Below are 20,288 nucleotides of genomic sequence, written 5' to 3' on the forward strand. Positions count from 1 at the left end.
TGTTTGTCGTTTTGTCGTTGGCGCGCGGATTCGAGCCGCGCAAGGTCGTGCAGGTCAGACGATCCAGGGGTTCTCCGCCCGATGCCGCGCCTCGAAGGCGCATATGTCGTCGGCGAAGACGAGCGTGGAGGCGATGAAATCGCGGCCGGTCAAGAAGGCCTCTTTCCTGTCCGGCTCGATGTCGAACCCGATCGAGCGGCGACCGCGATCGAACCGGATCGATTGCGCAGCAAGGTCGATCGTGACGTCATTGCGCGAGCTGTCGGCCACGACGCGGGCGAGTTCCGCCACCACATCGGCATCGAGCGAGATCGTCAGCAGACCGTTGTTGGCGCAATTGTCGTTGAAGATGCCGGCGAAGCTGGTGCCGATCAGCGCGCGAATGCCGAGCTGCTGCAGCCCCCAGACCGCGTGCTCGCGGCTCGACCCGCAGCCGAAATTCGGGCCGACGACGAGAAAGTTGGCGTCGCGATAGCCTTCCCGATTGAGGATGAAGTCAGCGTTGGGCTTACCGCCGCTGAAGCGCAGTAGGTTGAAGGCGCCCTCGCCCAAGCCGCTGCGGTCCACGCCCTTGAGGAACATTTTTGGCATGATGACGTCGGTGTCGACATTGGGCGCCATCATGGGCGCAGCCACGCCCGTGACCTGACCGAACGGAATCATTGGCGTGCTCCTGCCAAGAGAGAACGCACATCCGTGATGCGTCCGGTGACGGCTGCCGCCGCCACCATGGCCGGGCTCATCAGGTGCGTGCGCGCGCCCGGTCCCTGGCGGCCTTCAAAATTGCGGTTGGTCGAGGACGCGCACCGCTCGCCGGGCCTGAGCACATCGTCGTTCATCGCAAGGCACATCGAGCAGCCGGACTGCCGCCATTCGACGCCGGCCTCGGTGAACATCTTTGCGAGGCCCTCCGCCTCGGCCTGGGCCCTGACCTGGGTCGAGCCCGGCACCACGATCGCACGCACGCCATCGGCGACCCGGCGGCCGCGGAAGATCTCGGCCGCATCGCGCAGATCCTCGATCCGCGCGTTCGTGCAGGACCCGATGAAAGCGAAGTCGATCGGAACGGATTGAATGGGCAGTCCAGGCGAGAGGCCCATATAGTCCAGGGCGCGCCTTGCGGCCGCCTCGCGCTCGGGCGCAGCCTGCTGTCCAGGATCGGGAATGGTCTCAGTGACGGCGATCGCCTGGTCGGGACTGGTGCCCCAGGTCACGAGCGGCGCGACTTCGGAAACCTCGAGCGCGATCTCGCGATCGAACCGAGCGTCGGGATCCGATGCCAGGATCAGCCAGCTCCTGGCCGCCCGCTCCCACATCTCGCCCTTCGGCGCGCGCGGACGTCCCTTCAGATAATCCAGCACCTTTTGATCCGGCGCGATCACGACGCCGCGCGCACCCGCCTCGACGATCATGATCGAGATCACGATCCTGCCCTCGACGCTCATGTTGGAGACGACGGGGCCGCTGAACTCCACGGCATATCCGGTCGCACCGTCGGCACCTATCCGCCGGATCACCTCCATCACAATGTCCTTGGGCGTCACGCCGAGCGGCGCCTCCCCCGTCAGGTGGATGCGCATCGTCTTGAGGCGGCGATAGCGTACGGTCGACGTCGCGAGATAGTGCTCGATGTCGGATGTTCCGATGCCGTAGCCGAGAGCACCGAACGCGCCATAGGCGGTGCTGTGACTGTCGCCGGCCGCGATCACCATGCCTGGCATGACGAGCCCCTGCTCGGGAGCAACAACATGCTCGATGCCCTGCCGGGGGTCGAGGATGTCAAAATATTCGATGCCGAAATCCCTGGCGTTCTCGGCGAAGTAATCGACCTGCCGCGCCGCGCCTCGGTCCGGCATCGCGCGGGTGCGCTGAGCCGCGGTCGGGTTGACGTGGTCGACGACCATCAGCGCGGCCTTCGGATTCCAGACCTTGCGCCCAGCCGCGCGCAGCCCGGCGAAGGCTTGAGGACTGGTGTATTCGTTGAGCACGGTGCGGTCCACATAGAGCAACACGAGACCGCTATCATCGAGATTGCGGACGACATGAGCGTCGACCAGCTTGTCGTACAGCGTGCGCGCGGCCATCGCGCTTTCCTCCCAGAGAAGACTTGCTGCACCGTGACGCCCACGACACTGGAAATCCAATGTCGTGTTCTGATATCGTTATGCAAGTCATGCATAAGCAATGTCTTGAACATCAGGAGGCCGTGCTATGGAGATCAACTGGCTGCACGATTTCATCGCGGTGGCGACCACACGCAGCTTCTCGCGAGCGGCCGAGCAGCGGAACTGCTCGCAGCCGGCGCTGAGCCGCAGGATCCAGGCGCTGGAAGTGTGGACCGGGGCGCCGCTGCTGGACCGCACGACGCACAGCGTCAATCTCACGGCGGCCGGCGAAGGCTTTCGCGAGACGGCCGAGGACGTTCTGCGCCGGCTTGCGGCCGGCCGGCTCGACGCCCAGGAACGGGCTCGCGGCGCCTCCGACGTGCTGAAGTTCGCCTCGACCAACGCGCTATCGCTGACCTTCTTTCCGGACTGGCTGCGCGGGATCGAGACCAAGCTGGCGTTCGTTCCGAACGTGCAGCTGGTCGCCAACCACATGGAGGCCTGTGAGCGGATCTTGCTCGCGGGCGATGCGCACTTCCTGCTCTGTCATTACCACCCGGCAGCGACCACGGCGCTGGCGCCGTCGCATTTCCGCTCGCTGCATGTCGGAGACGACAGGCTGATTCCGGCATCGGTGCCGGTTTCAAGTCGAAGCCGCAAGCCCCGCTTCAAGCTCCCGGGAACGAAAGCCGCGCCGGTCCCCTTCCTGAGCTTCCGTCCTGAATCTGGCATGGGACGAATTCTCGAAGCCGTGCGCGTGACGTCGCCGTTGGACGCGCATCTGCGCACAACCTTTACCTCTCATCTCGCAAAGCTGCTGGTGACGATGGTCCAGGCCGGCCGCGGCATGGCCTGGCTGCCGGAAAGCCTGATCAGCGATCAGCTCGCCTCGGGCGAGATCGTCGCAGCAGGCGGGGCGGAATGGTTCGTGCCGATCGAGATCCACGTGTTCCGGCCGAAGCTTCGTCTGGCGCAGGCCGCGGAGGCGTTTTGGCAGCATATCGCGAAGAGCGGCCGTCAGATCTAAAGGAGCTGCGTCTTGAGACGGAAAACCGCTTCACACCTTTCCGGATCATGCTCCAATGCACTCTCGTGTCTCGGACGCGCGGCTGCACTCTTTGCACTGCTGCGCAGAGCCGGGACCGAGCGTGCCACGAGTCTGGGCCCCGGCTCAGCAGCGCATCACTATGGTGCTGCGCGGCGTCCGGGGCACGCGACCTCAACGGCAAGCGTTACGCTTACGCCGGCTTCTTCTTCGCCTTCGGCTTGGTGGCCTTCGGCACGACCTGCGGCTCAGGATTGCCCTCGATCGAGGACAGACGTCCGGCCGTGAACGTGTAGATGCCGGCGCGCGGACCGGTCGTCCAGGTCACGACGGCGACGCGGCGGCCGATGGCGTCGTTGGAGAGGTTGACGGACGAAGGCGCGCCGATGCCGCGCACCACGTCGCATTCGGTGTGGCCGAGCGCGACCGTGCCGCCCATCGGCGCCGGCGACGTCGTCGATGCATTGGCATCGGCCGGACCGGGCGGCGGCGCCATGCCGGGACAGGCGCCGTCGGCGCTGACGAGATCCTCGGCTCCCACCGGTTTGTCAGGCGTGAGTGGCGGCAACTCGATCGAGATATTCTTGATGAAGAGACGGCCGGGCTTCTGGAACCATTCTGCGTCCTTCGACAGCAGATCGCTCGCGCCCGAGCAGCCCGCGACCAGCGGTGCTACGGCGGCCAACGCAATCATGAGCGAGCCGGGAAGCTTTTGATGTCGCACGATAAACTCATTCCCCGCGTGAAGGACCAGCCCTAAACGATTGTCCCAACATCCCTTTGCGGCACGAAGGTGGCCGAAGCCAGCATCGTTCGAAAAGTGCAAATTATCATTAATTGCGAACGGCGCTAATTCCGCTTCTGCCACCGGCCCCGCTCGTCGGCCTGCCAATAGGTGACATCAAATCCCCGCGCCTTGCAATCCGTCCAGGCGCTGCGCGCGAGCGCAAGCGCGTCGGGATCATCGCCGTTGAACAATAGCACCATGCGTTCATAGCCCTCCGCGTCCTGCGGCAGCGCGGCGCTGTCGACCAGGAATCGCACATTGGCGCCGTTCGGATTGTCCGCCTCGATCGCCAGCACGATCGGCTGGTCGGCGGCATCGTTCACGCGCCATGTCGCGTGCGGCAGGAACGAATCGTCGCGATAGGTCCACAAATGCGCGTCCAGCGCATCGGCGCGCTCTTCCGAGGTCGACTGCACCACGACGCGCCAGCCGCGCTCGAGCGATTTCTCGAGAAGCGGCGGCAACACGTTCTCCACCGTCATGTTTTGCAGATGGTAGAACAGCACTTCGGTCATTTGCGCTCGTAATGATCTGCCACCAGGCGATCCAGGAGACGGACGCCATAGCCGCTTCCCCAGCTCTGGTTGATATCGGACTTTGGCGCGCCCATGGCGGTGCCGGCGATATCGAGATGCGCCCAGGGCACACCGTCGACGAAGCGCTGGAGGAACTGCGCCGCGGTGATCGAGCCGCCGTGACGGCCACCGGTGTTCTTCATGTCGGCGAACTGGGAATCGATCAGCTTGTCGTATTCGGGGCCGAGCGGCATGCGCCAGACCTTCTCCCCGCTCTCGATGCCGGCCGTGATCAGCCGGTCGGCGAGCTCGTCATTGTTGGAGAACATGCCGGCATGCTCGGTGCCTAGCGCGACCATGATGGCGCCGGTCAGCGTCGCCAGGTCCACCATGAATTTCGGCTTCACCTTCTTCGCCACGTACCAGAGCACGTCGGCGAGCACGAGGCGGCCCTCGGCGTCGGTGTTGATGATCTCGATGGTCTGGCCCGACATCGAGGTGACGATGTCGCCCGGCCGCTGCGCATTGCCGTCGGGCATGTTCTCGACGAGGCCGATGGCGCCGACCACGTTGACTTTGGCTTTACGCGCTGCCAGCGCGTGCATCAGGCCGACGACACAGGCCGCTCCCCCCATGTCGCCCTTCATGTCCTCCATGCTGCCGGCCGGCTTGATCGAAATGCCGCCGGTGTCGAAGCAGACGCCCTTGCCGACGAAGGCGACGGGCGCCTCGCCCTTCTTGGCCCCGTCCCAGCGCATGATCACGGTGCGGCTCGGCCGCATCGAGCCCTGGCCGACGCCGAGCAGCGCGCCCATGCCGAGCTTCTGCATCGCCTTGACGTCGAGCACCTCGACCTTGACGCCGAGCTTGCGGAGTTGGCCGGCACGGCGCGCGAATTCCTCGGGGAAAAGCACGTTCGGCGGCTCGTTGACGAGGTCGCGCGCGATGACGACGCCGTCGACGACGTGGCCGGCCGCGGCGAAGGCCTTTTTCGCAGCGGTGACATCGCCGACCGCAAACGAGACATCGGCACGTGAGCCGCCCTCCTCACCGTCCTTCTTCTTGGTCTTGTAGCGGTCGAACTTATAGGCGCGCAGCCGCAGGCCCGCGGCGACCGCGACCGCCTGCTCGCTCGTCATGGCGCCGTCGGGCAGTTCCGCCATCATGGTCATGGCGGCGGTCCCGGCCGGAAGCTTGCTCGCTGCCACGCCGCCGAATTTGAGGAAATCGTTCGCCTTCAGGCTGGCCGACTTGCCGGCGCCAATCACGATCAGGCGAGTGGCCTTCACCCCCTCCGGCGCCAGGATGTCCAGTGCGGCCCCGCTTTTGCCCTTGAAGGCGGTGGCGGAGGCCGCCCTCTTCACCAGGTCCGCGGCGCCGCCGAGCGCCTTGGCCGTTGCCGGGCCGAGCTTCAGACCGTCGTCGCAGAACACGACCAGGATGCCACGGGGCGCGGCAGACAACGGGACAAAGCCGACCTTGATGGCATCGGACATGGGTAACTTCTCCAAAACATGAGGCTTTTCGCCGCCCGGCGATCCCGGCCGCGGGCCGGAGCTGAACTGCGATTCACTGAGGTTTCCGTACTATGGGCCAGCGGCCCGCCAGATGCCAAGCACCCCCGTGGCCGGCGGGCCACAACGAGCGAAATATTAACCATATGTTGAGGGTGCCATGGGGCAGCCATTTTGTTGACGGATCAAAGGGATGGTAGAGAGAGTAAGCTGGCGGAACCGATGGCTGGCCGTCCCTTGGGGATCCCGTTGCGGGATTGGGGCGGGCAGCCAGATTCCCGCCGGCATTGGGGTCTTGGTGGGATTCGTGCAGTAGCGCATGGGGTCGATCGATAGGTATATCTTCCGCACGACGCTGGCGTCGTTTGCGCTGGTCCTGGTCAGCCTCACCGGCGTGATCTGGATTACGCAGGCGTTGCGCGGCATCGACCTGATGACGAGCCAGGGTCAGACCATCCTCACCTTCCTCGGCATCACCAGCCTCGTCATCCCGGCCCTGGTCCTGATCATCTCGCCGATCGCGTTGATGATCGCGATCTCGCACACGCTGAACAAGCTGGCGACCGACTCCGAGATCATCGTGATGAATGCGGCGGGCTTCTCGCCATTCCGTCTGTTCTATCCGTTCTTCTACGCCACCTGCGTGGTGGCGCTGCTGGTCGCCTTCATCGCGGCCTATCTCGCCCCCGACGGCATGCGGCGGATCAAGCAGTGGGACGCCGAGATTACCGCCGACGTGCTCACCAACATCCTTCAGCCCGGCCGCTTCGCCCAGCTCGACAAGAATCTGACGATCCGGATTCGCGAGCGCCAGCCCGGCGGCATCCTCGCCGGCATCTTCATCGACGACCGCCGCGATCCGAACGAGCGCGTCTCGATCGTCGCCGAGCATGGCGAGGTCGTGAAGAACGACACCGGATCGTTCCTGGTGCTGGAGACGGGCAATCTCCAGCGCTTCGAAGCCGGCAAGCGCGATCCGGCGCTGGTGGCGTTCGGCCGTTACGGCTTCGACATGTCGAAATTCTCGGGCCAGGGCCGCGACGTCACCCTCGGCATCCGCGAACGTTATCTCTGGGAGCTGTTCTCGCCGTCCGAGGACGATCCCGTCTACAAGCAGATTCCCGGCCAGTTCCGCTCGGCCCTGCACGACAGCATCTTGGCGCCGATCTATCCGTTCGCCTTTGCCGTGCTGACCTTCGCGTTCCTGGGTGCGCCCCGCACCACCCGCCAGAGCCGCAATTTCTCGATCGGCTCCTCGATCCTCGCGGTGTTCGGCCTGCGCATGGCCGGCTTCGCCTGCTCGGTGATGGCGGTGAAATCGCCGGGCCCGGTGCTGGTGCAATACGCGATGGTCGTGGGCGCCATCGGCGTCGGGCTCTGGATGATCATAGGCGGCGTCGTGGTCGAGCCGCCCCCCGGCCTGATGGAGGCCATCAACAGATCGAACGCGCGGATCGCGCGGCTGTTCGGACGGCCGGCCACCGCATGAGCATGCTCACCAACACACTCGGGCGCTATTTCGCCGGCCGCTTCGTGGTGGCCGCGCTCGGCGTGTTCGCCAGTATCTTCCTGCTGCTGGTGCTGGTCGACTACATCGAAATGGTGCGCAAGACCTCTGGCCTCGCATCCGCCTCGGCGATCATGGTGGCCGAGACCTCGCTATTCCGGGTGCCGCAACTGCTGGAGAAGCTGACGCCGTTCTGCATGCTGATCGGCGCCATGACCTGCTATCTCGCGCTCTCCCGCCGGCTCGAGCTCGTGGTCGCGCGCGCCGCCGGCATCTCGGCCTGGCAATTCATCTCGCCGGCGCTCGGCAGCGCGCTGCTGATCGGCGTGATCGCCACCGTCGCCTACAATCCGATGTCGGCCAATTTGCGCGAACTCTCCAAGCGCATGGAGGCGGAGCTGTTCGGCTCGGCGCCCGGCGGCGGCATCCAGGATGCGTCCGGCTTCTGGCTCAATCAGGTGACCAGCGACGGCCAGACCATCATCAATGCCGCGCGCAGCGAGCAGCAGGGCATCCGGCTCACCGGTCTCACGCTGTTCCGGTTTGACACAGAGCAGCACTTCAAGGAACGCATCGAGGCGCGCGAGGCGACGCTGGAGGCCGGCCATTGGCTGTTCAAGGACGTCCGACGCTTCTCGCTGGACTCCCCGCCGGTCGATCAGGCTCGCCTCGAGATCCCGACGACGCTGACCGAGGCGCAGGTCCGCAACAGCTTTTCCACACCCGAGACTGTGTCCTTTTGGCAACTACCGAGCTACATCCGCTCATCCGAAAGCTCGGGCTTCGCGACAGCAGGATACCGACTCCAGTATCAGAAGCTTCTGGCACAGCCGTTTTTGCTGGCGGCCATGGTGATGCTGGCGGCCTCCGTGTCGTTGCGCTTCTTCCGGATGGGCGGCGTGCAGAAGATGGTTTTGAGTGGCGTGGGCGCGGGCTTTCTGCTCTACGTCCTGTCGAAAGTAACTGAGGACTTGAGCAAGGCTGAGTTGATGCATCCGATCGCTGCGGCGTGGTTGCCCGTTGTGGTGGGCGGCCTCACCGGCTTTTTGGCCTTGCTCTATCAGGAGGACGGATAGTGACTGCCGTCCACCGAGGGCTCGTGTCTCGTTCGACGCGGCGCACATTGGTGCGCGCGAACGGATGCGGCTGGTCCGTCCGCAGGCTTCTGCTCGCTGTCGCTGCTGCCGCCTCGCTCGGCGCGCTGATCGACGTTGCCGCAGTGGTGCCCGCCTCCGCCCAATACACCTATAATCCGCTGCCGCCGCGTCCGAAGCCGCAGAGGGCTCCGAACGACAACCAGATGCTGGTGCAGGCGACCGAGGTCGACTACGACTACAACAACTCGCGCGTCTCCGCGGTCGGTAACGTCCAGCTGTTCTACAACGGCACCAGCGTCGAGGCCGACAGGGTCATCTACGACCAGAAGACCAAGCGGCTTCATGCCGAAGGCAACATCCGCATGACGGATGCCGACGGCAAGATCACCTATGCCGAGATCATGGATCTCTCCGACGATTACCGCGACGGCTTCGTCGATTCGCTGCGCGTGGATACCGCCGATCAGACCCGCATGGCCGCGAGCCGCGCCGACCGCTCCAGCGGCAATTACACGGTGTTCGAGAACGGCGTCTACACCGCCTGCGCGCCGTGTAAGGACGATCCGAAGAAGCCGCCGCTGTGGCAGGTCAAGGGTGCGCGCATCATCCACGACCAGCAGGAGAAGATGCTGTATTTCGAGACGGCACAGCTCGAATTCTTCGGCGTGCCGCTCGCCTACATGCCCTATTTCTCGACGCCCGACCCGACCGTGAAGCGCAAGTCCGGCTTCCTGATGCCGGGCTATTTCCCGGGCACGACGAACACCGGCTTTGGCGCCGAAATTCCCTATTATTGGGCGATCGCGCCCGACATGGACGCAACCATCACGCCCCGCTTCATGTCGCGGCAAGGCGTGATGCTGCAGGGCGAATTCCGGCAGCGCCTGATCGACGGCGCCTACCAGATCCGCGCTTATGGCATCGACCAGCTCGATCCGGGAGCGTTCGCCGGGCAGCCCGGTGACCGCCAATTCCGCGGCGCCGTCGACACCAAGGGTCAGTTCGCGCTGAACGACAAATGGGTCTGGGGTTGGGACGGCGTCCTGATGTCCGACTACTATTTCTTCTCGGACTATCGGCTCTATCAGTACCGCGATCCGCTCGGCTCGTTCCTGCTGCTGCCGACGGAAGCGCTGTCGCAACTCTATCTGACCGGTGTCGGCAATCGCAGCTTCTTCGATGCGCGCACGATGTACTGGCTGAGCTATTCGGGCAACCAGAGCCATGTGCCGATCGTCTATCCGGTGATCGACTACTCGAACGTGCTCAACTATCCCGTCTTCGGCGGCGAGTTCAGCTACAAGACCAATTTCGTGAACCTGTCGCGTGACGGGGCGGTGTTCGATCCGATCACGACGACCGCCAACACCAACAGCCTGTGCACGACGGCGTCGGCCGATCCGCTGGCCCGTCTGCCTTCGCAGTGCCTGCTGCGCGGCTTCCCCGGCACCTACACCCGCCTCACCGCGGAAGCGCAGTGGCGCAAGTCCTTCACCGATCCGTTCGGCCAGATCTGGACGCCGTTCGCCAGCCTGCGTGCCGACGCGATCAATTCCTCGGTCTCCAACCAGCCGGGCGTGTCGAACTTCCTGCCCGTCGGCGACACCCAGGCGTTGCGCCTGATGCCGACCGTTGGCCTGGAATACCGCTATCCCTTCATCAACATTCAGCCCTGGGGCTCGACCACCGTCGAGCCGATCGCGCAGATCATCATCCGGCCGAACGAGACCTATGCCGGCAAGCTCCCGAACGAGGACGCCCAGAGCATGGTGTTCGACGCATCGAACCTGTTCAGCGTCGACAAGTTCTCCGGCTACGACCGCGTCGAGGGCGGCGGCCGCGCCAATGTCGGCGTGCAGTCCACCACGCAGTTCGACAAGGGCGGCGCCGTCAAGGTGCTGTTCGGCCAGTCCTACCACCTGTTCGGCCTGAACTCCTTCGCGGTCCAGGACACCATCAATACCGGCCTCAATTCCGGTCTCGACAAGCCGCGTTCCGATTACGTCACGAGCGCGAGCTACTCGCCCAACAGCACCTACACATTCAGCGTCCGCTCCCGCATGGACGAGCAGACCTGGAACGTCCAGCGTTTCGAGGCGGAAGGCCGCGCCAATTTCAATCGCTGGTCGGTCGCCGTGCTGTACGGCAATTACGCAGCGCAGCCGGAACTCGGCTATCTGACCCGCCGCGAGGGCATCCTGACGACAGGCTCGCTGAAGGTCGCCTCCAACTGGGTGGTGTCGGGCTCGGCCCGCTGGGATCTGGAGGCCAACAAGATCAACCAGTATGTGCTCGGCGCCGGCTATGTCGACGATTGCTTCGTGCTGGCGGCGAACTATGTAACTTCCTATAGCTATTCCGCGGGCAGTGCACCGCCCGTGCTGAGCCACGCGTTCATGTTCCAGATCGGCCTGCGCACGCTGGCGACCTCGTCGACGACCAGCGGTTCCTCGGGCCTCCAGTGAGCGGTTTGAAGTGCTGGCCGCGCTTGCCTCACCACAGGCTCGACGCAGCTGACATGCGAGCGATAACCATGACGATTCCGTTGCCGATCTTCCGCCCCCTTCTCGTCCTCGCCGCCCTGTTCCTGGTCGGTGCGCCGGCGCGGGCGCAGAACATCGTCGTCATGGTCAACGGCGATCCGATCACCGATTTCGACATCGAGCAGCGCTCGAAGCTCGACCAGCTCACGACGCAGAAGGCGCCGAGCCGCGAGCAGGTCATCAACGAGCTGATCGACGACAAGGTGAAGATGAAGGAAGGCAAGAAGTACGGGGTCGATCCCGGCGTCTCCGACATCAACCAATCCTATGAGGGCATGGCGCAGCGCATGCGCATCACGCCGGACCAGCTCACCAAGTCGCTCGAATCCAAGGGCGTGCGCCCCGAGACGCTGAAGGCCCGCATGAAGTCCGAGATGGTCTGGACCAGCCTCGTACGCGGCCGCTACAAGGAGAAGCTGCTCGTCGGCGAGCGTGACGTCGCCCAGGCCGTGCAGGCGCAGAGCGGCGAGAAGCTCCAGATCGAGGGCACCGAATACAAGATGCAGCCGATCGTGCTGATCGTGCCGCGCGGCTCGTCCCCGGCGTTCCTTGAAACACGCAAGAAGGAAGCCGACAGCTATCGCGCGCGCGTCGGAAGCTGCGAGGAAGCCAACTCGCTGTTCCGCTCGACGCCGAACGCCACCATCCGCGACAGCGTCACCAAGACCACCGCGGAATTACCCGAGGCGCTGCGCAAGGTGCTCGACGACACGCCGATCGGCCATCTGACCGCGCCCGAAGTGACCAAGGCCGGCATCGAGATGGTGGTGCTGTGCTCGCGCAAGCCGACCATGATCGACACGCCGAAGAAACGCGAGGTCCGCGAGAAGATGTATCAGGAGAAGTACGAGAAGACCCAGAAGGCCTATCTCGAAGAGCTCCGCAAGGCGGCGATGATCGAATATCGCAACCGCTGATGGCCGAGCCTTCCGCAGCGCGCCCGGCAAAACCCCTCGCCCTGACCCTGGGAGAGCCGGCCGGCATCGGCCCCGACATCACCATCGCAGCCTGGCTCAGGCGCCGTGAGCTGAACCTGCCCGCCTTCTACCTGCTCGGCGACGAGGCGCTGATCGCCCGGCGCGCCAAGGCGCTCGGCGCCGACATCAGGATCGCCGCGGTGAGCCCCGGCGAGGCCGAGGCCGCCTTCACCGAGGCCCTGCCCGTGGTTGCCACCGGCGAGCATGCCACGGCCGAGCCCCGCAAGCCTGACGCATCGAGCGCACCGGCCGCGCTCGCCTCGATCCGCCAGGCGGTCGCTGATGTGCGCGAGGGCCGCGCCGGCGCCGTCGTCACCAATCCCATCGCCAAGAGCGTGCTCTACCGCGCAGGCTTCCGTCATCCCGGCCACACCGAATACCTCGCCGAGCTCGCCGCGACGGACGGCCACGTCCCGCAGCCGGTGATGATGCTGTGGTCGCCGCAGCTCGCCGTGGTGCCGGTGACCATTCACGTCTCGCTGCGCGAGGCGCTGGCCCAGCTCACGAGCGAGCTGATCGTCTCGACCGTTCGCATCGTCGCGACCGAACTCAAATCCCGCTTCGGCATCACGGCGCCGCGCATCGCGGTCTCCGGCCTCAATCCGCATGCCGGCGAGGACGGCTCGCTCGGCCACGAGGAGCAGACCATCATCGCGCCGGCGCTGAAAGCGCTGCGCAACGACGGCATCGAGGCCAAGGGCCCGCTGCCTGCCGACACCATGTTCCACGAGGCTGCGCGACAGACCTATGACTGCGCGGTCTGCATGTATCACGACCAGGCGCTGATCCCGATCAAGACGGTCGCTTTCGATGACGCCGTCAACGTCACGCTCGGCCTGCCCTTCATCCGCACCTCGCCCGATCACGGCACCGCCTTCGACATCGCCGGCACCGGCAAGGCCAATCCGGCGAGCCTGATCGCCGCGCTTCGGCTCGCCAGCCGCATGGCGGCTGAAGACCGCTGATGAGCGCGATCGACGACCTCCCGCCGCTGCGCGAGGTCATCCGCCAGCATGCGCTGTCGGCCCGCAAATCGCTGGGCCAGAACTTTCTGCTCGACCTCAATCTCACCGCGCGCATCGCGCGCGCCGCCGCGCCGCTCGAGGATGCCACCATCGTCGAGATCGGGCCCGGCCCGGGCGGGCTGACGCGCGCTTTGCTCGCGCTCGGCGCGAGGCGCGTCATCGCCATCGAGCATGACGATCGCGCGATCCCGGCGCTACGGGATATCGCCGCGCGTTATCCCGGCCGGCTCGAGATCGTGCATGGCGATGCCATGACCTTCGACCCGCGTCCGCTGCTCGATGGCGAAAGAGCAAAGATCGTCGCCAACCTGCCCTACAACATCGCGACCCAGCTCCTGATCAATTGGCTCACGATCGAGCCCTGGCCGCCCTGGTACGAGATGATGGTGCTGATGTTCCAGCGCGAGGTCGGCGAGCGCATCGTCGCGCATGAGGACGAGGAGGCCTATGGCCGGCTCGGCGTGCTCGCCAACTGGCGCTGCGAGACCAAGATCCTGTTCGACATTTCGCCCTCCGCCTTCGTGCCGCCGCCGAAGGTCACCTCCTCCGTGGTGCGGCTGAAGCCGCGTGCAGAACCTCTGGCCTGCGATCGCAGGCTGCTCGAGCAGGTCGCAGCCGCAGCTTTCGGCCAGCGCCGCAAGATGCTGAGGCAAAGCCTGAAATCGCTGGGCGTCGATCCCGCGCGGCTCGCACAGGCTGCCGGCGTCGATGCGACCCGTCGCGCGGAGACCATTCCGATTGCGGGCTTTGTTGCCATGGCCTGTGAATTGGCCAATATACGAAGCGAAGCAGCATGATCCGGACCCGGAGGGCCGCGCTAGCGCAAAGTGTGAAGCGGTTTTCCGAAACAGATCATGCTCAAACAATGAGATAATTTCGGAGGAAAGAATATGGCGCTGATGCGCAGGCAGTCCCTGGTCAAGTTCGACGCGCCGTTGTGCGAGACCATCGTCGACACGCCCAAGCCGCAAGGTCGCGAGGTCCTGGTGCGCATCGAGCGCTGCGGCCTCTGCCACTCCGACCTGCACATCCAGGACGGCTACGCCGATCTCGGAGGCGGCAAGAAGCTCGACACCACGCGCGGCATGACACTGCCCTTCACGCTCGGCCATGAGATCGCCGGCGTCGTCGATGAAGTCGGCCCCGACGTTCCCGCCGGACTCGTCGGCGCGAAGAAGGCGGTGTTTCCGTGGATCGGCTGCGGCCAGTGCCGCGACTGCCAGAACGGCGACGAGAATCTCTGCGTCAAGCAGCGCTTTCTCGGCGTCTCCATCGACGGCGGCTTCGCCACCCATGTGCTGGTGCCCGACGCCAAATATCTGCTCGATTACGATCCCCTGCCCGTCAACCAGGCCGCGACCTTGATGTGCTCCGGCGTGACCGCCTACGGCGCGCTCAAGCGTCTGGTCGACCGTCCGCGCCAGCGCAACCTCCTGCTGATCGGGCTCGGCGGCGTCGGCATGATGGGCCTGTCGTTCGCGCAGGCGATGTTCAAGCAGCCGATTACGGTCGCCGACCTCTCACCGGCCGCGCGCGAGACCGCGCTGAAGAACGGCGCCGCGAGCGCCTACGATCCGGCCGAGCCTGACGTGATCAAGCGCATCCTCAAGGAGACCGAGGGCGGCTTCGACGAGATCGTCGATTTCGCCGGCAACGAGAAGTCGATGGCGTTTGCCGTCGCGGTCGCCGCACGCGGCGGCAAGATTGTGGTCTCCGGCCTGATGGGCGGCCAGTTCACGCTGCCGATGGTGCAATGGGTCTACAAGCGCATGACCATCGAGGGCTTCATGGTCGGCACCCTCGCGGAAGCCCAGGAGCTGATGGCGCTGGCACGCGCCGGCAAGATCAAGCCGACGCCGATGCGCGAGGAGCCGATGGGCGACGTCCAGAAATGGATCGATGAGTTGCGCGCCGGCAAGGTGGTCGGTCGCATCGTGCTCAAGAACTGAGATGCGCTGAAATCCGCGAATCAAGCGCCGGCGTAACCACCGCCGTCGCCGTCGCGTCCATGGCGCGATCAACCGAAATCCAACGTAAGCCGGGGTTCCGCTGACACGTATTGGTCCGGGACACGACCCGGCGCGCGGAACGGGCGCGGCTGCACGGCGTTTGCAGCGCATGACCATTCGCTGCACCGTCGAGAACGCATTCTTCATTGCCTGGAGCTTCCTGGAGAAGAGCGGCGAGCTCGGTCCGCCGGATGAGTCCGCAAACGTCATCCTCGATGCCATCGAGGCGCAGCTCAAGACCGGCGAGCGCCGGCCGTTGATGCTCGCCAACAGGGCGATCGCCCGCTACCGCGAGCACGCCGCGCGAAGCTGCGCCCCGGACGAACGCAAAGCACGGCTTGGATAGAAGCACGGCTCGGACAATGGTCTTCGCTCGGCGACTGCGGCGCCGATCGCCGTCGCAGATGTGTTCACTCCTGAACGGACCGCCACGCGCAGCCGGCGCCAGATGCCCGTAGTTCTCCGGCCGAGAACAGAGTTCTATCGCGTTTAAAATGCTTTAGAACGTAACGGCACCATTTGGAACGTCGCGAACGTTCATTGCGTTGATCTCACATCAGGCAACGATGGAGTCGATGCGCATGACGAAGCCGTTGACGAAAACGGTGCGCCCCGTTCCCGAGCAGAACCGGAGTCCCAAGGGCGCCGGCAGCGCGCCGTCAGTTCCCGTCGACACCACCAAGGGTCGCCGCGACGACGAGAAGCAGAACATTCGTGAGCAGGCCGCGCATGGCAACCTCACCCAGAACACCAGCAACAGGCGCATGGGGTAGACGATGAAGGTGTTGGACGTGACGACTCCCGGCCGATGGTACGATCCCATCTCGGAGCGCTGGATTGAGCCGCGCGACACGCGGACCGCAACGCCGCCTCGTGCGGAGGACGATGCCGTCTTCGAACGTCAAAGGACATTACAGATCGAACGCATCTGGCGCGCGCTGGTCGATTGCTGCGCGCGCGAGTGAGACAGGTGATACAATTGCAAGACTGGCGCCTTGGATGGCGTTGGCCACGCCGCCGGCACCGTTATTTTTTCTTGCCGTCGGTTCTGTTCTCTCCCTTGGACATATCCTTCATGCCGGGCCGCTTTGCCTGATTTGCATTCATGCCGGTGGTGTCCATCGCCCCCTTCTCCGTGGCACCGTTGGTGTTCTCCGGCCTTTCCATGCCGCTCTGCGGAGCGGGCCCAGTATTCTGGGCAATCGCGGACCCGGTCATGGCGGCAAACGCGATCGCTGCGATGAGAGCTTTCATGGGCATCTCCCTCGTTTCATGAATGACGTGCCCGGGAGAGAGTTGTTCCCCAGCTCGAGCTGGACCTCGCACTGGCGCACACGCCGTCACGATGCCGATTGACGCTTCAGGTGCAGATACGCCGGACTGAAATCCCCGAGCCGCTGCAATTCGCGCCATTTCAGCACGATCAGCTCACCGTCGCGCAGATCCATGGCTTCGCTCCGCCTGAGATCGGCAAGCGTTCGGTTCACGGTCGCAATCGCCATGCCCAGCGTCTCGCCAAGCTGGGCCAGGCTGATCGGCATCCGGCAGCGATTGCCGCGGACCAGCTGCGCGGCGCGGGCGCGATAGAACAGCTCGCAGAACAGGTGCGCCATGCGCGCCTGCATGGGACGGGCGCTGTTGTTGGTGATGGCCTCGCGAAAGATCGCGGCATCGAGCAGCGTCTCGCGCCAGACGGCAAACCCGAAAGTGGGCCGCCGTCGGAAGGCGGCGAACAACTCGCGATGCGGGATGAAGGCGACCGAAACCGGTCCCAGCGCGCTCAGCCCATGATCCATCTCATCGATGAACAGGCCCTGCGCGTCCGGAAGATCGCCGGTGAGATGGAACGCGAGATATTGCCGCCGCCCGTTGCCGAGCAGATGGTAGCGGGTGACCATGCCGGAGACGACCAGCGCCGAATGTTCAGATTCGTCGCCTTGACGGATGAAATCCTCGTTCGGCGCAAAGTCACGAACCGTGAAGGTGAGCGCCCGGATTTCGGCGACATCCTCCTCCGCCAGCGCGGTGTGCTCCCACAGGTTCCGGATCAGCACGTCGTGGGCTTTATCCATGCGGCCGCCAAAATCGCACCGGTTCGATCAAATGATACATCTGGGCTGTATTCAGCGGACTAGAACGCAATTCGGAAGCACAGGTTGCTAACCGGTTTGCGACGGCACCGGATCGATCGCTTCCTCCCCTCCATCACTCAGCGAACTGAGCCGACCTTCTCATGAGCCCTACCACGATCCTGGAGCGCATCCGCCGCCTGTTCGCGTCGGAGCAAAGCGAGCTGTGCAGATACTTGCAGATTTTGCGCCCGACTGTCTCACCTGAGCGTCGTCAGCTAAATTTCCGGTCGGTTACCGGTGAGAAACATTGACAAGTTCCCGCCCGCAGTGATGGTGGTTCCATTGCTGAGGGGGATGCAACCCGGGCTGATGCTAATTGCCCGCATTGCTCGCGTTCGTGGAAGGCTGGTGAGATGTCGTTTGCGACGCTCGGTGCCCGGCCAAGAGGGGCACTGGGAATGTCGCAAGAAGCGAGGGCTCTGAGCCGAAGCGCGAAACGCGGTCGACTCAGCATCACGTCATTGGCCGCGCTGGCGCTGTCCCTGGCGACATTGACATGGGCGGCAACGACACCGGCGCAGGCCCAGAACTGGAATGGCGCCACGGCGTGGTTTCGCAAGCGTTCAAAACCATCCTACGGGCTAGACGAAGTCTGCTCGCAGGTCACAAGCTGACTTCAAGCCTAGCCGCAGCGATCTCAGCTAAGGGGCCACTTCCGGACTCATGCATCGCAGCAAACTACGTTCTATTCGATCAGCTCGTCGGCGCTGGCGAGCAGGGGTGGAGGCACCCGGACCTCAATCTCTCGCCGATCGCGATCAGCGCCTGCCTGAAAGTTGTTGAGCTGAGCGTCTTAGCTAGGAGCACGGAGACAGTATCCGACACCGCGAATCGTATGGATCAGCGGATAGGCTTGCTGGTCGTCCACCTTGCGGCGCAACCGTCCGACATAGACATCAATGATATTCGATGGATCCAAATGAAGATCCCAGACGTGCTGCAGCACCATCGCCCGCGACACGATGCGGTCTTCGTTGCGCACCAGATATTCCAGAATCTGGAATTCCTTGGGCAGAAGGAGAATCTCCTTGCCGCGCCGGCTGACGGTCCGCGAGATCAGGTCGATTGTGAGATCGCCGACGCGCAGGATCGCCTCCTCGGCGATGGCGTCGCTGCGCCGGCCAAGCGCTTCCAGTCGCGCCAACAGCTCGAGGAAGGAGAAAGGCTTGACCAGATAGTCGTCGCCGCCGGCCCGCAAGCCACGAACCTTGTCGTCGACTTCTCCGAGCGCGCTGATGATCAGGAAGGGCGCGGCAACGCCACCGTCGCGCAACTGGCACATCACCGCAATGCCATCGATGTCGGGAAGCATGCGGTCGATCGTGATCACGGCATAGTTGTGTGCCGCACCGTGGCTCAGCGCTTCGCTGCCGCTGGAAGCCAAATCCACCTGGTATCCGCTGATCGTGAGCTGGTCCTTGAGCTCACCGGCGGTTTCCGGATCATCCTCGACGACCAGAATGCGGCGGTAGCCACCCGTCATGGCCGTTCTCCGACGATCGCCCCAGCCTATTCAGCTTCTCTGCGCCAGAAAGTACCCAGTGGCGATCATCACAATGATGTGGGTTCGCCAGCGTTTAGTAGCCGTAGTCGTAGCAGACGTTGATCCACTGCAGTCCATATCGCGTCCACACTCTGCGCCAGCAATCGTCATAGTTATAGGCGGCGTAGGCGAAAGGCACGCCGATGAACGCAAAGCGGTGGAAGCGATGATGGAAGAAGCGGTGATGGAAGCGAGGCGTGAACGCAGCACGCGACGCAAAGAAGCGGGCGCCGCCGAAATGCGGACCGATCATGGGTCCGGTGCGCGGGCCTAGGCCCGTACCCGCGAAGCGGGCGCCGCCGAAATGCGGGCCTATCATGGGTCCGGTGCGCGGGCCTAGGCCCGCGCCGCCGAAGCGGGCGCCGCCGAAGCCACCACCGATAGCACGCCCACCACCGAAGCCGCCGCCGCCGCCGATAGCACGCCCGCCACCGAAGCCGCCACCGCCGCCGATAGCATGCCCGCCACCGAAGCCGCCACCGCCGCCGATGCCATGCCCGCCACCGCCACCACCGCCGCGCTGGGCGAGGGCCGGCGAGGCAATGGCGAGCGCGGAGGCGAGCGCACCTGCGATGAGGTAACCAAACAACTTGTTGCTCATCGAAGAATCCTCCGTTGTTGACGCGACAGCGAGAACGCCTGTCGCAGGAAGAACAACAATGAGGGGCCGAAATTATTTCTGAAAAGTCCAATGACTAATGTGACAGATTCTGACACCCAAGTTAGTGTTACTAACGAGGATAAAATTGGCCCCGGTTAGTGGCAATCGCTGGTTTGAACCCATGTCCGCCAAGGGGTCAAAAGGCAACTTCGCCGACCCATCCGCGCTTAGTCAGATCTCCACCTGAAATGATCAGCCAAACAAAATAGGCACGTCGGCTAGGGGCGTCTTAGCTCCTGTGAGTAAATGTTTGAGCCCGCCTACCTGAATTCTTGCCCATATTTGAGAGCAATCGCGTTGATCTGCTCCCGCGTCAATTCCTTTCGAGGTTCGCCGGGTCGGCTGCAGGTTTCGCGAAAGAAACCGTCGAGACCTGGGGGCACCATGACCCACAGCAGAACCAGTTGCTGATCTGGACTACTGAAGCCATGCCACGTGTTCTTGGGTATGAAAATCGTTCCACCTCTTTCGCAAGAGTGACTCACATCATTGAGTGTAACCGTGCCACTGCCTTCCAGAACGTAGAAGGCTTCGTCCCTGTCGAGGTGTCGGGGAACTGGAATGCCTGAACCCTTGGGTAACTGCTGCGTGCCAAGGCCGAAATTGTTGGATCCCGTTACGGGGTCGACCATGATGAAGATGTTGCCGCCATCACGAAAATGGATCAGGTGTTCACCCTCGCTGGCACCAAGCACATAGCCCTGCGTCAGCGGGTTGTTCGACTTCGCCTCGATCTCCTCGCTGTTTGGCATTCGCGTGCTCCATTGGCCGACATTCAACAATGAGGAAAAGCTACAATAGCAGAACGCTGCACCACGAGCGACGCCC

21 protein-coding genes are annotated in these 20,288 nt (G+C 64.1%); 11 read left to right on the forward strand and 10 right to left on the reverse strand.

Annotated elements, in window-relative coordinates; all coding sequences use genetic code 11:
• Window positions 1-54: 54 nt before the first annotated feature.
• Both leuD and leuC read right to left on the reverse strand, forming a co-directional pair.
• On the reverse strand, window positions 55-663 hold the full coding sequence (leuD, locus tag ACR9YP_RS27370) for a 3-isopropylmalate dehydratase small subunit (protein WP_370985411.1): 609 nt from the start codon (window positions 661-663) through the stop codon (window positions 55-57).
• Entirely contained in the window at window positions 660-2,084 is a 1,425-nt protein-coding gene (gene leuC, locus ACR9YP_RS27375) for a 3-isopropylmalate dehydratase large subunit (protein ID WP_438108822.1), read from the reverse strand. The genes leuD and leuC overlap by 4 nt, the downstream gene beginning before the upstream one ends.
• Before the next feature lie 127 nt (window positions 2,085-2,211).
• On the opposite strand from leuC, the gene ACR9YP_RS27380 reads away from it, so the two are divergent.
• Window positions 2,212-3,132 (forward strand): LysR family transcriptional regulator, encoded by a 921-nt coding sequence (locus tag ACR9YP_RS27380; protein WP_438108823.1) that lies wholly within the window; start codon window positions 2,212-2,214, stop codon window positions 3,130-3,132.
• Between the two features lie 211 nt (window positions 3,133-3,343).
• Here ACR9YP_RS27380 and ACR9YP_RS27385 read toward each other — a convergent pair whose 3' ends face one another.
• The 3 genes from ACR9YP_RS27385 to ACR9YP_RS27395 all read right to left on the reverse strand — a co-directional run bounded on the left by ACR9YP_RS27385 (window position 3,344) and on the right by ACR9YP_RS27395 (window position 5,948).
• Window positions 3,344-3,835 (reverse strand): hypothetical protein, encoded by a 492-nt coding sequence (locus ACR9YP_RS27385; protein WP_474221125.1) that lies wholly within the window; start codon window positions 3,833-3,835, stop codon window positions 3,344-3,346.
• A 164-nt stretch (window positions 3,836-3,999) separates the two neighbouring features.
• Window positions 4,000-4,452 carry a DNA polymerase III subunit chi gene (locus tag ACR9YP_RS27390; protein WP_128934251.1) on the reverse strand — a complete coding sequence of 151 codons (453 nt, stop codon included), beginning with the start codon at window positions 4,450-4,452 and terminating at the stop codon, window positions 4,000-4,002.
• Window positions 4,449-5,948: a leucyl aminopeptidase gene (locus ACR9YP_RS27395; RefSeq protein WP_474217600.1), complete on the reverse strand. Its 1,500-nt coding sequence runs from the start codon at window positions 5,946-5,948 to the stop codon at window positions 4,449-4,451. The genes ACR9YP_RS27390 and ACR9YP_RS27395 overlap by 4 nt, the downstream gene beginning before the upstream one ends.
• A 337-nt stretch (window positions 5,949-6,285) precedes the next feature.
• On the opposite strand from ACR9YP_RS27395, the gene lptF reads away from it, so the two are divergent.
• From lptF to ACR9YP_RS27445, 10 genes are all read left to right on the forward strand, one after another.
• Window positions 6,286-7,455 (forward strand): LPS export ABC transporter permease LptF, encoded by a 1,170-nt coding sequence (gene lptF, locus ACR9YP_RS27400; protein ID WP_474217601.1) that lies wholly within the window; start codon window positions 6,286-6,288, stop codon window positions 7,453-7,455.
• Window positions 7,452-8,549, forward strand: coding sequence for an LPS export ABC transporter permease LptG (gene lptG, locus ACR9YP_RS27405; protein ID WP_091892851.1), 1,098 nt, complete (start codon window positions 7,452-7,454; stop codon window positions 8,547-8,549). Before lptF ends, lptG begins: the two co-directional genes overlap by 4 nt.
• A complete protein-coding gene (locus tag ACR9YP_RS27410) occupies window positions 8,549-11,035 on the forward strand; it encodes an LPS-assembly protein LptD (protein ID WP_474217602.1) in 2,487 nt (828 codons plus the stop codon). Before lptG ends, ACR9YP_RS27410 begins: the two co-directional genes overlap by 1 nt.
• A 68-nt stretch (window positions 11,036-11,103) precedes the next feature.
• Window positions 11,104-12,030 (forward strand): SurA N-terminal domain-containing protein, encoded by a 927-nt coding sequence (locus tag ACR9YP_RS27415; protein ID WP_370985416.1) that lies wholly within the window; start codon window positions 11,104-11,106, stop codon window positions 12,028-12,030.
• Entirely contained in the window at window positions 12,030-13,055 is a 1,026-nt protein-coding gene (pdxA, locus tag ACR9YP_RS27420; protein ID WP_438108829.1) for a 4-hydroxythreonine-4-phosphate dehydrogenase PdxA, read from the forward strand. The genes ACR9YP_RS27415 and pdxA overlap by 1 nt, the downstream gene beginning before the upstream one ends.
• Complete coding sequence (rsmA, locus tag ACR9YP_RS27425; RefSeq protein WP_438108831.1) at window positions 13,055-13,912, forward strand: 16S rRNA (adenine(1518)-N(6)/adenine(1519)-N(6))-dimethyltransferase RsmA; 858 nt, start codon at window positions 13,055-13,057, stop codon at window positions 13,910-13,912. Before pdxA ends, rsmA begins: the two co-directional genes overlap by 1 nt.
• A gap of 93 nt (window positions 13,913-14,005) precedes the next feature.
• Window positions 14,006-15,064 (forward strand): alcohol dehydrogenase, encoded by a 1,059-nt coding sequence (locus ACR9YP_RS27430; RefSeq protein WP_128946987.1) that lies wholly within the window; start codon window positions 14,006-14,008, stop codon window positions 15,062-15,064.
• A 169-nt stretch (window positions 15,065-15,233) separates the two neighbouring features.
• Window positions 15,234-15,470, forward strand: coding sequence for a hypothetical protein (locus tag ACR9YP_RS27435; protein ID WP_438108833.1), 237 nt, complete (start codon window positions 15,234-15,236; stop codon window positions 15,468-15,470).
• A gap of 235 nt (window positions 15,471-15,705) precedes the next feature.
• Complete coding sequence (locus ACR9YP_RS27440; RefSeq protein WP_128934261.1) at window positions 15,706-15,897, forward strand: hypothetical protein; 192 nt, start codon at window positions 15,706-15,708, stop codon at window positions 15,895-15,897.
• 3 nt (window positions 15,898-15,900) lie between these two features.
• On the forward strand, window positions 15,901-16,089 hold the full coding sequence (locus tag ACR9YP_RS27445; protein ID WP_091892838.1) for a hypothetical protein: 189 nt from the start codon (window positions 15,901-15,903) through the stop codon (window positions 16,087-16,089).
• 61 nt (window positions 16,090-16,150) lie between these two features.
• Here the strand turns inward: ACR9YP_RS27445 and ACR9YP_RS27450 are convergent, their stop codons facing one another.
• The 5 genes from ACR9YP_RS27450 to ACR9YP_RS27470 form a co-directional block, all read right to left on the reverse strand.
• The gene (locus tag ACR9YP_RS27450; RefSeq protein WP_438108835.1) at window positions 16,151-16,378 is read right to left on the reverse strand and encodes a hypothetical protein; all 228 of its coding nucleotides are present in this window, start codon (window positions 16,376-16,378) and stop codon (window positions 16,151-16,153) included.
• An 86-nt stretch (window positions 16,379-16,464) separates the two neighbouring features.
• On the reverse strand, window positions 16,465-17,196 hold the full coding sequence (locus tag ACR9YP_RS27455) for a Crp/Fnr family transcriptional regulator (RefSeq protein ID WP_438108837.1): 732 nt from the start codon (window positions 17,194-17,196) through the stop codon (window positions 16,465-16,467).
• An 853-nt stretch (window positions 17,197-18,049) separates the two neighbouring features.
• Window positions 18,050-18,739, reverse strand: a complete 690-nt coding sequence (locus tag ACR9YP_RS27460) for a response regulator transcription factor (protein WP_474217603.1) — start codon at window positions 18,737-18,739, stop codon at window positions 18,050-18,052.
• A 94-nt stretch (window positions 18,740-18,833) separates the two neighbouring features.
• Window positions 18,834-19,400: a hypothetical protein gene (locus ACR9YP_RS27465; protein WP_438108838.1), complete on the reverse strand. Its 567-nt coding sequence runs from the start codon at window positions 19,398-19,400 to the stop codon at window positions 18,834-18,836.
• Between the two features lie 320 nt (window positions 19,401-19,720).
• A complete protein-coding gene (locus tag ACR9YP_RS27470; protein ID WP_438108839.1) occupies window positions 19,721-20,212 on the reverse strand; it encodes a cupin domain-containing protein in 492 nt (163 codons plus the stop codon).
• Between the last annotated feature and the right edge of the window lie 76 nt (window positions 20,213-20,288).

It is taken from the genome of Bradyrhizobium sp. BR14999, from assembly GCF_056106085.1.